12 protein-coding genes are annotated in these 12,874 nt (G+C 61.2%); 6 read left to right on the top strand and 6 right to left on the bottom strand.

Translation table 11 applies throughout. From position 1 onward, the window contains the following. Positions 1-8: 8 nt before the first annotated feature. Positions 9-215, bottom strand: a complete 207-nt coding sequence (locus CXK96_RS10470) for a DUF3079 domain-containing protein (RefSeq protein WP_102836386.1) — start codon at positions 213-215, stop codon at positions 9-11. A 233-nt stretch (positions 216-448) separates the two neighbouring features. Between CXK96_RS10470 and CXK96_RS10465 the strand changes: the two genes are divergently transcribed. Further along, the gene (locus CXK96_RS10465; protein ID WP_219807527.1) at positions 449-1,498 is read left to right on the top strand and encodes a sodium:calcium antiporter; all 1,050 of its coding nucleotides are present in this window, start codon (positions 449-451) and stop codon (positions 1,496-1,498) included. An 8-nt stretch (positions 1,499-1,506) separates the two neighbouring features. Here CXK96_RS10465 and CXK96_RS10460 read toward each other — a convergent pair whose 3' ends face one another. Beyond that, entirely contained in the window at positions 1,507-3,870 is a 2,364-nt protein-coding gene (locus tag CXK96_RS10460) for a DNA polymerase II (RefSeq protein WP_102836384.1), read from the bottom strand. Between the two features lie 216 nt (positions 3,871-4,086). On the opposite strand from CXK96_RS10460, the gene CXK96_RS10455 reads away from it, so the two are divergent. Further along, positions 4,087-5,208, top strand: a complete 1,122-nt coding sequence (locus CXK96_RS10455) for an SMP-30/gluconolactonase/LRE family protein (RefSeq protein ID WP_102836383.1) — start codon at positions 4,087-4,089, stop codon at positions 5,206-5,208. A 72-nt stretch (positions 5,209-5,280) separates the two neighbouring features. Here CXK96_RS10455 and CXK96_RS10450 read toward each other — a convergent pair whose 3' ends face one another. The 3 genes from CXK96_RS10450 to CXK96_RS10440 form a co-directional block, all read right to left on the bottom strand. Continuing rightward, a complete protein-coding gene (locus CXK96_RS10450; RefSeq protein ID WP_102836382.1) occupies positions 5,281-6,189 on the bottom strand; it encodes a chemotaxis protein CheV in 909 nt (302 codons plus the stop codon). Positions 6,190-6,314: 125 nt separating this feature from the next. Beyond that, complete coding sequence (locus CXK96_RS10445) at positions 6,315-7,502, bottom strand: acetyl-CoA C-acyltransferase family protein (RefSeq protein ID WP_102836381.1); 1,188 nt, start codon at positions 7,500-7,502, stop codon at positions 6,315-6,317. Between the two features lie 152 nt (positions 7,503-7,654). Next, positions 7,655-9,790, bottom strand: a complete 2,136-nt coding sequence (locus CXK96_RS10440) for a NosR/NirI family protein (RefSeq protein ID WP_102836380.1) — start codon at positions 9,788-9,790, stop codon at positions 7,655-7,657. 205 nt (positions 9,791-9,995) lie between these two features. Between CXK96_RS10440 and CXK96_RS10435 the strand changes: the two genes are divergently transcribed. The 4 genes from CXK96_RS10435 (at position 9,996) to CXK96_RS10420 (ending at position 11,464) form a co-directional block, all read left to right on the top strand. Next, a complete protein-coding gene (locus CXK96_RS10435; protein WP_102836379.1) occupies positions 9,996-10,307 on the top strand; it encodes a hypothetical protein in 312 nt (103 codons plus the stop codon). A 62-nt stretch (positions 10,308-10,369) separates the two neighbouring features. Continuing rightward, the gene (locus tag CXK96_RS10430) at positions 10,370-10,663 is read left to right on the top strand and encodes a GNAT family N-acetyltransferase (protein WP_102836378.1); all 294 of its coding nucleotides are present in this window, start codon (positions 10,370-10,372) and stop codon (positions 10,661-10,663) included. Positions 10,664-10,735: 72 nt separating this feature from the next. Further along, the gene (locus CXK96_RS10425) at positions 10,736-11,089 is read left to right on the top strand and encodes a YkgJ family cysteine cluster protein (RefSeq protein WP_102836423.1); all 354 of its coding nucleotides are present in this window, start codon (positions 10,736-10,738) and stop codon (positions 11,087-11,089) included. 33 nt (positions 11,090-11,122) lie between these two features. After that, the gene (locus tag CXK96_RS10420) at positions 11,123-11,464 is read left to right on the top strand and encodes an FKBP-type peptidyl-prolyl cis-trans isomerase (RefSeq protein WP_102836377.1); all 342 of its coding nucleotides are present in this window, start codon (positions 11,123-11,125) and stop codon (positions 11,462-11,464) included. Positions 11,465-11,604: 140 nt separating this feature from the next. Here the strand turns inward: CXK96_RS10420 and CXK96_RS10415 are convergent, their stop codons facing one another. Further along, positions 11,605-12,870, bottom strand: a complete 1,266-nt coding sequence (locus tag CXK96_RS10415; protein WP_102836376.1) for a D-amino acid dehydrogenase — start codon at positions 12,868-12,870, stop codon at positions 11,605-11,607. Between the last annotated feature and the right edge of the window lie 4 nt (positions 12,871-12,874).

Raw genomic sequence — 12,874 nt, 5'->3', positions numbered from 1 at the left:
CGGCAGCGCTACTTGCTGCCTCGCTCAGCCTTGTCGGTCGCGATAAGGTCTCCCCAGTCGCCAAACTCGTACCAATCGTCCCCCATCATTTCGGCCGGATGCTGCGTTCTGCCGGCACCATTGCCGCAAGCCAGTGAGTCGGCTGGACAATAGCGATCGCAACCCCAACAGATGCGCTCGGGATGTGGCGGGTTAAGCGGGAATTTCTTGGCCATCGCAGGCCCCGGGGCTAGCTTGAAGAAGTCCTCAGGCTAACTAGACCTCCACTGGCTGAACTTGATCAGGCTCAAAATCGCCACTTTCCGGCCGGTGCGTAACGGCTTGGCGACGCCTGAACGCGGCCCCTTGTACCGCGCTGACGGCCTCTACAGCTCTTGCGAGCTGAACCCTGGCCAAGCGAGTGGCTCTACAGAGTCATCACCGCAACGAAGCGGCCAGACGAGAGGGGGTGTTTTTGCCAGAACTTCAGGCAATGGGGTTGTCGATGAGCGTGGGCCTGCTGTTGGTCTGCGCAGTGGTGATTGGCATCGTGGGCACCCGCCTGACACGGGTCGTCGATGAACTCGCCGACCGCACCGGCATGGGCGAAGCGATGGCCGGTGCCATCCTGCTGGGAATGGCCACGTCGCTGTCCGGGATCGTCCTGTCGGTCACCGCCGCCTGGGAAGGCCGCCCGGAGCTGGCCATGAGTAACGCGCTGGGCGGCATCGCCGTACAGACGCTGTTCCTGACGGTCGCCGACCTTGCCTTGCGGCGGGTTAACCTGGAGCATGCGGCCGCTTCGATCGGCAATCTCATGCAGGGCACGCTGGTGTTGTGCCTGCTGTCGCTGATCCTTGTCGGCTGCTTTTCCCCGGATGTCACCGTCTGGTCCATTCATCCTGTCACCCCGCTGCTGCTGCTCGGCTACCTCTATGGCCTGCGCGTAATTGCTAAAGGCCAAAACGAAGCCATGTGGTTTCCAGCGCGTACCCGCGAGACTCGCGAGGACACGCCGGATGAAGAATCGACGGATCGCTCGCTGACTTCACTCTGGGTCCGCTTCGTGATCATGGCTGCAATACTGGGCATCAGCGGCTGGTTGCTGGAGGGAGCGGCCAGTGAGATCGCAACCAAAACCTGGCTCAGCGAAGCGGTCGTTGGCGTTCTCATGACGGCCGTGGTGACGTCGCTGCCGGAGCTGGTCACCTCGGTCGCGGCCGTCAGGCGCGGTGCATTGACTCTGGCCGTTGGCGGCATCATCGGAGGCAACGCGTTCGATACATTGTTCGTCGCGGCCTCGGATATTGCGTACCGAGACGGTTCGATCTACCACCATGTTTCCAACAGCGTGCTGCTCTGGGTGGCGCTGTCGATACTGATGACCGGCGTGTTGCTCATGGGCCTGCTACGCCGCGAGAAGCACGGACTGGGCAAGATCGGCTTCGAAAGCGTCACGCTGATCGGCCTGTATTTCGCCGGCGTCGCAATGGTCCTCGCCAAAAGCCAGCTCGGCTGATAGCCGCGTTAGAACAAGCCGAGCTGCTCGTCGATCAGTGCGTTGAAGCTGTCATTCACGAACGGCAGGATGGCATCGGCGACAGGCTGCAGTTGGCGGCTCACGTAGTGGTCGTAGTCGATAGGCGCCCGCCGCACTTCGAGCGGTTCCGGCCCGGCCACAGTGATCAGGTAGCTGATCCAGCCGCCGTTCTGGTACTGCCGCTGGCGACCGTTTTGCAGGTTGTATTCGTCGGCAATACGCGCAGCCCGCACGTGTGGCGGGACGTTGCGCTCGTAGTCATCCAAGCGCCGACGCAAGCGCTTGCGAAAGATCAGCAGGTCGTCCAGCTCCCCGGCCAGGGTGCGTTGGACGTAGCTGCGCACGTAGTCCTGATAGGGCTCGCGACTGAAGATGCGCCGATACAACTCCTGTTGGAACTGCTGAGCCAGCGGCGACCAATCGGTCCGCACCGTTTCCAGCCCTTTGAACACTAGGCCGTCGCTGCCATCGGGACGCGTGACCAGCCCGGCATAGCGCTTCTTGCTGCCCTCCTCCGCGCCACGGATGGTCGGCATCAGGAAGCGCTTGAAGTGTGTTTCGTATTGCAGTTCCAGCGCACTGTGTAGACCGAACGTTTGCTGAAGGTGATCGCGCCACCAATCGTTGATGCGCTGCACCAGTTGCTTGCCGATACGCGCGGCGTCTTCGTCATCATGGGCGCGCTTGAGCCAGACGAAGGTGGAGTCGGTATCGCCGTAGATCACGCTGTACCCCTCTGCCTCGATCAACTCGCGGGTGCGCCGCATGATCTCGTGGCCGCGCAAGGTGATCGATGAGGCTAGCCGCGGATCGAAAAACCGGCAGCCGCTTGAGCCGAGCACGCCGTAGAAAGCATTCATGATGATTTTCAGCGCCTGCGACAGCGGTTTGTTGCCCTCGCGCTTGGCCGATTCGCGCCCTTCCCAGACGCGCTCGACAATCGCCGGCAGGCAATGCCGCTTACGCGAGAAACGCGCACCGCGAAAGCCGGGCACCGAGTCGCTGTCTTCCGGTTGGCGCATGCCTTCGACCAGCCCCACCGGATCAATCAGAAAGGCACGGATGATCGAGGGGTAAAGGCTCTTGTAGTCCAGCACCAGCACAGACTCGTACAGGCCCGGCTGAGAATTCATCACGAAGCCGCCAGGGCTGGCCTCCGGTGGTCGCTCGCCGAGGTTGGGCGCGACGAAGCCCTGGCGATGCATCAACGGGATGTAGAGGTGTTCGAACGCCGCCACCGAGCCTCCGCTACGGTCGGCTGGCAGCCCGGTGACAGTGGCGCGTTCGAGCAGAAAGGTCAGCAACTCGGTCTTCTGGAAGATCCGCGTGACCAGCTCGCAATCCTTGAGGTTGTAGCGCGCCAGCGCCGGCTTGTCTTCGGCGAACATGCGGTTGATTTCATCCATCCGCTGATAGGGCGTGTCGATGGCTTTGCCTTCACCAAGCAGCGTTTGCGCGACATTCTCCAGGCTGAATGAAGAAAAACTCCAGGTGGCCGAGCGCAGGGCTTCGATGCCATCGATGATCAGTCGGCCCGCCGCTGCAGCAAAAAAATGGTTGCCTCGGCTACCGTGTTCACGCCAGGCCATTTCTTCCCCACCACGCCCCAAGCGCAGCGGCACCTGATAGCGCTGGGCCTGATCACGCAGCACCCGTAGGTCGAACTGCACCAGATTCCAGCCAATGATGGCGTCTGGGTCGTGCCGCGCCATCCAGTCGTTCAGTCTTTCGATCAACTGTTTGCGGCTGTCGCAGTATTCCAGCTGAAAATCCACGGTTTCGGCATTGCCGTTGGCCGGACCGAGCATATAGACCTGGCGCTCCCCGCAGCCTTCCAGCCCTATGGAATACAGCTCGCCGCGTATGGTGGTTTCGATGTCCAGCGAGACCAGCCTGAGTTGCGGCCGATAGCTCGGCGCAGGCTTGATCTGCGCCTCGACCCATACACCCTCTTCGTTCGGCTGGCCGGCATAACTGACCGGGGCGGTGATAAAGCGCTCCATCAGGTAACGCTCTGGCGGACGGATGTCGCCTTCGTAAACATCCAGTCCCGCGTCGCGCAGGCGCTTGTCGAGGTTCATCAGCTGACGGTGCTGCTTGCAATACAGCCCGACCACCGGACGGTGGCGGAAATCAGTCAGATTCAAGGGCCGCAGCTCAACGTCGCGCTCGCCCTTGAGCAGCATTTCAACCTTGCGCTGCTGAGCCGCTGGAATGAAGGCAATCGAAGGCTGGTACGGCACCCGCAGGCGACGTGGGCCGGCATCAGTTGCCAACCAGAACTCGACCTCTGTACCCGCCGCGGTATCGCGCCAGTGCCGAGTGAGCACAAATCCTTGCTGCAGATCCACCGTTCGCCGCCCCACCTATTGCCGTGACAGCCATTCTACGTGGCTAAGGCCGCGGGAGCGCCCTTGAATGAAAACCATAGTTATCGGACAACATTATGTGTTGAGCAATTCAAGAACCCCCATTTCAGCGGCATTTCGCTTTGACATTGGCAAAGACGCTGACAATACTCATCGATGTTGTACGACGTCTAACAATAACAAACGGATGAAGCCCTCATGACGATCACCATCAACGCGCCACTGACCAGCGACAAGCCAGAGAACGATAGACGCTCTTTTTTGAAAAGCTCGCTGATGTTCTCAGCCGGCGTTGCGTCGATGGGCAGCCTCGGCTTTCCCAGGCTTGCTTCAGCTGAACCGCTGACCCAGCGTTACCCAGACGAGTTGGTTGAAATACTCGACGAGAGTTTCGCCAAGTACCGGTTGTTCAACGCCAGCGTCGAACGTCTCGCCACCGGCATGCGCTGGGCAGAGGGCCCTGTCTGGGTGGGCGACGGTCGCTACCTGCTGGTCAGCGATATTCCGGAAAACCGCATCATGCGTTGGGACGAAATCACCGGCTCCTTCGATGTGTTCCGCCAGCCTTCCAACCATTCCAACGGCCTCGCGCGCGACCTTCAGGGCCGGCTGCTGACGTGCGAAGGTTCGACCACCAATGATCTGGGCCGTCGTGTGACCCGCACCGAGCCAGACGGCAGCATCACTGTGCTGGCCAGCGAGTTCGAAGGTAAGCGCTTCAACTCGCCCAATGACCTGGCAGTTCGCGGCGACGGCTCGATCTGGTTTACCGACCCGCCTTTCCAGACCGGCAACTATTACGAGGGCCACAAGGTCCAGACTGAGCTGTCGGATGCCGTTTACCGTATCGACGGTGAAACCGGCGCCGTGACCCGCGTGATCGATTCGATTTCCGGGCCTAACGGGCTGTGCTTCTCCCCTGATCAGAAGACGCTCTATGTCGTGGAAGGTCGGGCCAAGCCGAACCGGTTGATCTGGGCTTACCCGGTCAAGGACGACGGCACCCTTGGCGAACGCCGCAAGCACATCGAAGCCTCGGCGTATGGCGCACTGGACGGCATCAAATGCGACGAGGACGGCAATCTGTGGTGTGGCTGGGGCAGCTCAGGCGCCCCGGAAGCGGTGACCGCCGACCTTGATGGCGTGATGATCTTCAACCCGGCGGGCAAGGCGATCGGCAAGATCCGATTACCGGAACGCTGTGCCAACCTGTGCTTCGGCGGCGCCAAGGGCAACCGCCTGTTCATGGCGGGCAGCCACTCGCTGTATGCGCTCTACGTAAACACACGTGATGCGAGCTTCGGCAAGTACGGTGCGTGAAGATCAAGGCGGCGCTTCCAGCGCCGCCGCTATGCAGGAATGGCTTTCGCGAAAAATACGACAACAGGCCTTTCAAGCGACCGATGCATCCTCGCCGAGGTGAATCACCCGGGCCGCGCGCAGCATGCACTTGGTCATTTCGGGTGGTGAAAACTTGGTCAGGATGTCATTGGCACCAGCAGCCTTGGCCTTGTCGGTGCTGATTGTGCTGTCCAGCGAGGTATGCAGCAGCACATAAATGGACGCGTAGTCCGGGTGCTTGCGCAGCGCCTGGGTGAAGGAATAGCCATCCATTTCGGGCATCTCGATGTCCGACACCACGCAATTGATCGCCTCGTAACCACCCTTGAGGCTATCGAGTGTCTCGAATGCTTCACGCGCACTTCGCACCGCATGGCAGGTGATCCCCATCTTGGTCAGCGCGGACACCGACATGTGGATGGCTACCTGGCTGTCATCAACGATCAACGCGCGGGTTTCGGTGAGCAGTTGCGCATCCTGGTCATCAAGATGAGAAATGTCGGCCTCACCGGGCACGGGGGCGATATTGTGAATGACCTTTTCCACATCGAGGATCTGGATCAGCTCGCCATCCACTTCCGCCGTTCCGGTAATGAACGAGCTGGCGCGTGCGCCATAGGGCGGCGGGAGGATTTTCGACGTCTGGATATGCACAATCTTGACCACCGCCTGAACATGCAAGCCCTGTTTGGAACGGCTGATCTCGGTGACGATCAGGCAGCCCCCTTTGGGGTCCTGCAACGGTGCCATGCCGATCGCCAGGCTGAGGTCGATCACCGACAACGGCTGGCCGCGCAGCGTAGCAACGCCGCGGACATGAGGATGCGACTCGGGCAGCCGCGTCAGCGACGGCGTCGGAATGATTTCGCTGACCTTCAACAGGTTGATCGCCATCTGCTTGCCGCTGCGCAGCGTGAACAGCAGAAGCGATAAGGCGTCGGTAGCGGATGCGTTGTTCATGGATGGTCCTGTGGAAAGCCGGTCTCGTGCCGAGTGGTCACCTCGCTAGAGCCTTGTCGGCTGCTGCGCGCAAATCTTCAATGCAATCGGCGCCAGCCTGACGAGTTGTTGCTGCGCCTTCGGGTTCAGCAGCGCTCGAAGACCGCCGCGATACCCTGCCCGCCACCGATACACATGGTCACCAGCGCGTAGCGGCCCTGAACGCGCTGCAGTTCATGGATCGCCTTGACCGTGATGATCGCACCTGTCGCGCCCACTGGATGACCGAGGGAGATACCCGAACCGTTGGGATTGACCCGCGCCGGGTCCATGCCCAGCTCCTGCATGACTGCGCAGGCCTGGGCAGCAAAGGCTTCATTGGCTTCGATCACGTCGATCTGGTCGAGGCTGATTCCGGTGCGTTCCAGCAGCCTGCGCACAGCCGGCACCGGTCCAATGCCCATGTACGCCGGGTCGACGCCGGCATGCGCGTAGCCAACAAGCCGCGCTATGGGCTGGAGCCCCAACGCACGCGCCCGTCCGGCTTCGGCCAGCACCAGCGCAGCAGCACCATCGTTGAGGCCGGAGGCGTTACCCGCCGTCACGCTGCCACCGTCTTTCTTGAAGATCGGCTTCAACGCCGCGAGGCGCTCGGCGGTCAGGTCCGCGCGCGGGTGCTCGTCGGTGTCGAACAGCACACCGCCTTTTCGGGTGGTGATTTCAACCGGAACGATCTGCTCGCGAAAGCGGCCACTTTCGATTGCATGCACGGCGCGCTGCTGACTTTCCAGCGCCAGCGCATCCTGCTGTTCGCGGCTGATGCCATAACGCTCGGCCACGTTTTCCGCGGTGACGCCCATATGGAACTTGCCCCAGGGGTCGTGCAACAGGGTGTTCATGTAGTCGATAGCCTGACTGTCACCAAGGCGCGCGCCCCAGCGCAGGTTCGGCAGGATGAACGGGCCGCGGCTCATGCTTTCCGCGCCGCCACCAATGGCCACATCGGTGTCACCCAGCAGGATTGACTGGGCCGCCGAAATCAACGCCTGCAAGCCCGAGCCGCACAGTCGGTTGACGTTGAACGCAGGAGTTTCCAACGGGATACCGGCGTCCACTGCAGCGACCCGCGCCAGGTAGCCGTCTCGTGGTTCGGTGGGGATCACGTTGCCCATCACCACGTGACCGACGGCGTCCGCGGGCGTGCCGGAACGCTCCAGCGCACCGCGACAGGCGGTGGTGGCAAGGGTGATCAGGTCGACGTCCTTGAGTGCGCCACCAAAGGAGCCAATCGGCGTGCGCACTGCACCGACAACCACGATTTCACGTTCAGCCATGAGTTTCTCTCTGCAGCGAAGTTCGGGGCGTGCCGGGGATGCCGACACGGCGAGTCGCTCGATCCTAGCGACCTGAGGCAGGAGAACAATACGCAGCAGCGCAGACGCATTGTGCGATTTTGCAGAACCGACCAGTCAGCCAGAAGCGACGATCAGCAGGCCGGTGCACGCGGCGCCATGGCATCACTGGTGATCAGCCCGCTCTGCGCCTGTCTGGCCGCCTTCTCGGCTCGCTTGCGCGCGCTGATGGTGGCCACGCACTGGTCATCGTTGTTGAGGATGACGATGCACTCCAAGCACTGGATGCACTCGTCATAGTCGATACGCCCATCGCGCTTGATGGCGCCGATCTCGCACTGATGCTTGCAGTGCTGGCAGGGCTGGCCGCACGCGTCGATGCGCTTGAGCCAGGAGAACAGGTGGAACTTGCCGAGCATCGCCAGCCCCGCACCCAGCGGGCAGACGTAGCGGCAATAGAACTTGTGCACGAACAGCCCGAGCCCGAGCAGAACCACTGCATAAAGCACGAATGGCCAGCTGCGCACGAAGAACAGCGTGATGCTGGTCTTGAACGGTTCCACTTCGGCAAGCCTCTCGGCCAACGTCAGTGAATAGAAGGCGGTCGGCACCAGGCCGATGAGGATCAGGTACTTCAACCACTGCAAGCGCTGATGGCTGCGATCGGAGATTTTCCACTGGCGAATGCGCAGACGCTTGGCCAGCCAACCGAGCATTTCCTGCAGCGCGCCAAACGGGCAGAGCCATCCGCAGAATACGCCACGGCCCCAGATGAACAGGCTGACAAAGGTAAAGCTCCAGAGGATGAAGATCACCGGGTCCATCAGGAACACACGGATATCGAAGTTCTCCCCCAGCGCCAACAGCAGCGTGAAGATGTTCACCACCGAGAGCTGACCCTGGGCATAAAGACCGATAAACACCAGGGTGAACAACAAGAAACCCGCGCGGAACAGATGGAAACCACGGCTGTGCTGGCTGATGCGGTGCTGCCAGATAAACACCCCGCTCAGCAGGATCAGCGACACGCCAAGCACGCCGATCTGCCACACCCGCTCCTGCCACATGCGCAACCAGATGGGCGTCGGCTCGACTACGGCCTGTGCCTCTTCGATGTTGAACAGCGCCTGGTCGAGCTGAAAGTCACGGGTGAAGTCCGTGCTGCTTTGCACCAGATGGTTGCGCTGCAGGTTCACGTTCAGGCGCAATCCGGCAGGCTCGGCTGGGTTGAACGCGCTATGTGCCTTGATGCGGAAGATCTGCGCCTCGCCCTCTTCAAGCGGTGCGTCGAGCAACTCCATCACCGCGCCGTTGTTGAAGTTCATGTCATAGAGGTCGATGGCGCGACCGTTTTGCATCAACACCAGTCGGCTGGGCGATGTGGCCGGCACGAAGTCGTCCGGCACATGGCGGTACATGCCCGAAGAGAGCACCAGCACAGTCTGCTCGTCGGCTTTCAATTCTTCGTTGAGTCTGGCGAATCCTGCGTCACCCAACAGGTTGCGACCGATGGTTGGCGCGTTCAGGTAGGCGAAGTAGAGGTCGGTGAAGGGCTGGGTATCGCTCTCCGGCTCGATGCCCAGGTATCCATCAATAGAATGGCCCAAGCCACGTTCGACCTCCTCGCGGCTGATCGTCCAGTGCTGAAGATAGTCACGCTGCAGCAGCTGTGACCAGTCGAGCGGTTCATAGAGGTCAGGCTTGGCCGTGGCCAAGGGACCACTGGCGAACCCTTCGAGCAGCTTGCGAGCCACGCTCAGGGCGGAGAGCAACACGGTTTCGTTGAGGATCACCACCGACACGGTTGCCTTGCTCACCCCGTCGATTCGGACAATCGACTCACTGGCGCTGGCCGATCCCTGTGAACCGCCCACCACAATGGGGATGCCGATAGATTTCTGTTGGTACTGGTCAACGAAGTCGAACAGAGGTTGTTCGCCCAGCCCGTGTAGGAAAACCGGCTCGTGATGTTCCAGCACTTTCACCCCGGCCAGCACACCCTGAGTGTCCATGCCGATCAGCAGACGGATCGGTTTGCCGGAAAACCCCTGCAGGTTCGAATAGTCGGTGGACTCGAAGGCATAGCCGAGCAATTCGTCCAACTGGTAGACACTGTGCACCGGCGGATTGTCTTGCTTCGCTTCGATGCGCGTAGCTTTGGGAAATAGTTGCTGGATCTGCGCGTCCAACTCCTGCGCAAACAACGTTGGGCAGGCCAGCAGGCTCAACAGCAATAACATGCGCGAGAAGAAGCTGGCGCGGCGAGTCATGGATGCTCCAGTCGTATTGTTATACGGCCATGCTATCCCCCACTCGACACACCGCCATGCGACTTGCTGGTCGATACGGCGCTACTTCAGTCGCATACCCAGCCCTCGGCGGCTGATGTCGCGCCCGTCGCGTGCACTCACCGTGACGGAACGATGCCCGCCAACTGCGGGCCCAAGCTACACAACCCACAAGGGAGGCCCAGCGATGACCAAGGCAGTCAAACCGGACGCCGAAGAGCCCTACTTCGAAGCCCCTGCCCATATACCCAGCGGCAGCAACCATCAGATTCCGCACAGCGATCGGCTGATCTACCGCGATCACGACGTAATCGTGCACCTCACTGGGTATGAGTACGAAACCTTTGGCGAGACGTTGTGGGCCGTAGGCGCTGAAGTGGTGAAAGATCTGGAAATCATCGTCCCGGTAAGCGTCGACCAGACACAGCATTTCAGCAGCTATGACGAAGCCTTGGCACACGGCACCGACCTGGGCAAGCGCCTGGTCGACGAGCTCTAGCGCTCAACACTTGAACAGCCCTGCCGCCTGACCGCGGCCAGACCAACCGGAGATTCAATTCAATGAACGACAACAACGCAGTCGTGCGTCACGATGAGTCCCAGCAATGCTATGTCCTGGCCGTTGACGGCGAGGCGCTAGGCGTCGCCAGCTATGAAGACGATGGCGATCGCCGGGTATTCAGCCATACCGAGGTCGACTCAAGCCTGGAGGGTCAGGGCATGGGCAGCAAGTTGATCCGCGAATCCCTTGATGACACCCGTCAGAGTGGCAAGCGCATCGTGCCGGTGTGCGAGTTCGTTGCGGCGTACGTGAAAAAGCATCACGACTGGGACGACATCATCGAGGCGCGATAAAAGCACCCCGGGGGGGCAGGCATTTATCGCTCAGGCGAGTACCATGCCGGCCCCCTGATCAAAATGCCGCGCATGACCTGTACCAACCGCAAAATCGATCACCTGCGCCGCCAGATTCCGGGTTTCGCCTGCGAACCCGGCTGTCACGATTGTTGTGGCCCGGTCACCGCTTCTTCGGAAGAAATGGCCCGCTTGCCGCACAAGAGCGTTGCTGAGCATGACGCCGCCCTCGCCCACTGGAATTGCGTGCACCTGGGGCCGAACGGCTGCGAGGCCTATGCGCAGCGACCGCTGATCTGTCGACTGTTCGGCACCACCGCCAGCCTGCCCTGCCCGCGCGGCCGCGGCCCGGAAACGCCCACCGCGCCAGACGTGGAAAAGCAGGTGCATCAACTTATTGCCAGCACACGCCAAGTGCTGGTCTAGCAACGCACACAACAAGACATCACGAGAGACACGATGAGCAACGAACTTCGGATCGAAGACATCCAGCTTGGCGACGGCAAGGCCGTGGTCAAAGGCGCCCTGATCACCACGCAGTACCACGGCCAACTCGAAGACGGCCGAGTCTTCGACTCGTCCTATGATCGCGGCAAGCCGTTCCAGTGCGTGATCGGCACCGGCCGGGTGATCAAGGGTTGGGACCAGGGGTTGATGGGCATGAAAGTCGGCGGCAAACGCCGGCTTTTCGTCCCCGCCCACCTCGCCTATGGCGAACGGCAGGTAGGTGAACACATCGCGCCGAACTCGAACCTGCTGTTCGAGATCGAGCTGTTGGAAGTGCTGACCCGTGACGACTGAGCACCGTGGGTAATAAATACCAACCCGACAGCCGCCCACTGCAGGGTTGAATAGAGAGCAGCCTGTTCCGCAGCCGCTCCACAAGCAGACGCTACTCGCACCGATGACGGCTGCAGCCAGCGCAACAGCCGTCATACGCTTCAGGCGTGGGCGGGCTGGCGGCTAGCCGCGGTCGTCGATGAGGAGCTGCCCATCGAATCGCTCACCACGTCACCCAGCATGTCGGCGGTAATGGCGCAGAGCGTCCAGCCCAGGTGGCCATGACCGGTGTTGTAGAACACACAGGGTGAACTGCCGCGGCCGACCTTGGGCATCATGTTCGGCATCATCGGTCGAAGGCCGGCCCAGGGGACCACGCTCTGGGTACTGACCCCTGGGAAGCACTCGGCTACCCACTCCACCAGCGGACGGATCCGATCCGCGCGAATGTCACGGTTATAGCCATTGAACTCGGCGGTGCCTGCTACTCGCAGGCGGCTGTCGCCCAGGCGACTGGTGACCAGCTTGGTTTCGTCGTCCAGCAAGCTAACGGTAGGCGCCGAGGCGCGGCTGGTCTCGTCGTTGAGGTTCACCGTGATCGAATAGCCCTTGACTGGGTAAATGTTCACCCGATCGCCGAGTTGCGCAGCCAGCGCGCGGCTAGCGGTTCCGGCGCATACCACCACGCCATCGAAGATTTCGGTTTCGTCTCCACCCGGCGTAGCGAGCGTCACCCTTGCTTGGCTGCCGTTAGTCGACACGCCTTTCACTTCCTGACCGTAACGGCATTCGACACCCAAGCGTATGGCCGCCGCCGCGAGGCCGTTGGTGAACATGTGAATGTCGCCAGTGGAATCGCACTCGGTGTAATAGCCACCGTAGTATTTCCCTGCCAGCGTTGGCTCGATAGCCCGCATCTCGTCAGGTGTCACGCTACGCCGCGGTAGCCCGCCTTGCGCCAATAAGCTGGATACCTGGCCGGCATGGTCGTAGCCGGCCTTGTCACGGTAGATGTGCAGAATGCCGGCATTTTTCAGGTCGAAATCGATGCCCTCTTCCTCGGCCCAGGCGAACAGGTGCTCGCGAGCGGCAATAGCCATGCGAGCCGTTTCGATGGTGTTCTGGCGGTATTGCGGAATAGAGCCGATGAACTCGGCGAACCAGGACAGCTTGTGCCAGCTCGGTTTGGGGTTGACCAGCAGAGGCGCGTCGCTCTTGAGCATCCACTTGATGCCCTTGAGGATGGTTGACCAGTGATTCCAGACCTCGGCGTTGGAGGCGGACAATTGGCCGCCGTTGGCGAACGAGGTTTCCATCGCCGCGTAGCGATGCTTTTCCAACAGCGTGACGGCGAAACCGCGCTTGGCCAGCGCGTAGGCCGTAGTGATGCCGGTGATACCGCCACCAATGACAGCGATCGTTTTCATGCTT

The sequence above is a fragment of the Stutzerimonas stutzeri genome, assembly GCF_002890895.1.
Classification (GTDB): domain Bacteria; phylum Pseudomonadota; class Gammaproteobacteria; order Pseudomonadales; family Pseudomonadaceae; genus Stutzerimonas; species Stutzerimonas stutzeri_AB.
This window is presented reverse-complemented; position numbering and strand designations above follow the sequence as displayed.

What these genes read in the sequence shown, in the direction of transcription:
- CXK96_RS10470 (WP_102836386.1), bottom strand. Translation starts at nt 215, where the DNA reads ATGGCCAAGAAATTCCCGCTTAACCCGCCACATCCCGAGCGCATCTGT.
- CXK96_RS10455 (WP_102836383.1), top strand. Translation starts at nt 4,087, where the DNA reads ATGACGATCACCATCAACGCGCCACTGACCAGCGACAAGCCAGAGAAC.
- CXK96_RS10450 (WP_102836382.1), bottom strand. Translation starts at nt 6,189, where the DNA reads ATGAACAACGCATCCGCTACCGACGCCTTATCGCTTCTGCTGTTCACG.
- CXK96_RS10445 (WP_102836381.1), bottom strand. Translation starts at nt 7,502, where the DNA reads ATGGCTGAACGTGAAATCGTGGTTGTCGGTGCAGTGCGCACGCCGATT.
- CXK96_RS10440 (WP_102836380.1), bottom strand. Translation starts at nt 9,790, where the DNA reads ATGACTCGCCGCGCCAGCTTCTTCTCGCGCATGTTATTGCTGTTGAGC.
- CXK96_RS10435 (WP_102836379.1), top strand. Translation starts at nt 9,996, where the DNA reads ATGACCAAGGCAGTCAAACCGGACGCCGAAGAGCCCTACTTCGAAGCC.
- CXK96_RS10430 (WP_102836378.1), top strand. Translation starts at nt 10,370, where the DNA reads ATGAACGACAACAACGCAGTCGTGCGTCACGATGAGTCCCAGCAATGC.
- CXK96_RS10425 (WP_102836423.1), top strand. Translation starts at nt 10,736, where the DNA reads ATGACCTGTACCAACCGCAAAATCGATCACCTGCGCCGCCAGATTCCG.
- CXK96_RS10420 (WP_102836377.1), top strand. Translation starts at nt 11,123, where the DNA reads ATGAGCAACGAACTTCGGATCGAAGACATCCAGCTTGGCGACGGCAAG.
- CXK96_RS10415 (WP_102836376.1), bottom strand. Translation starts at nt 12,870, where the DNA reads ATGAAAACGATCGCTGTCATTGGTGGCGGTATCACCGGCATCACTACG.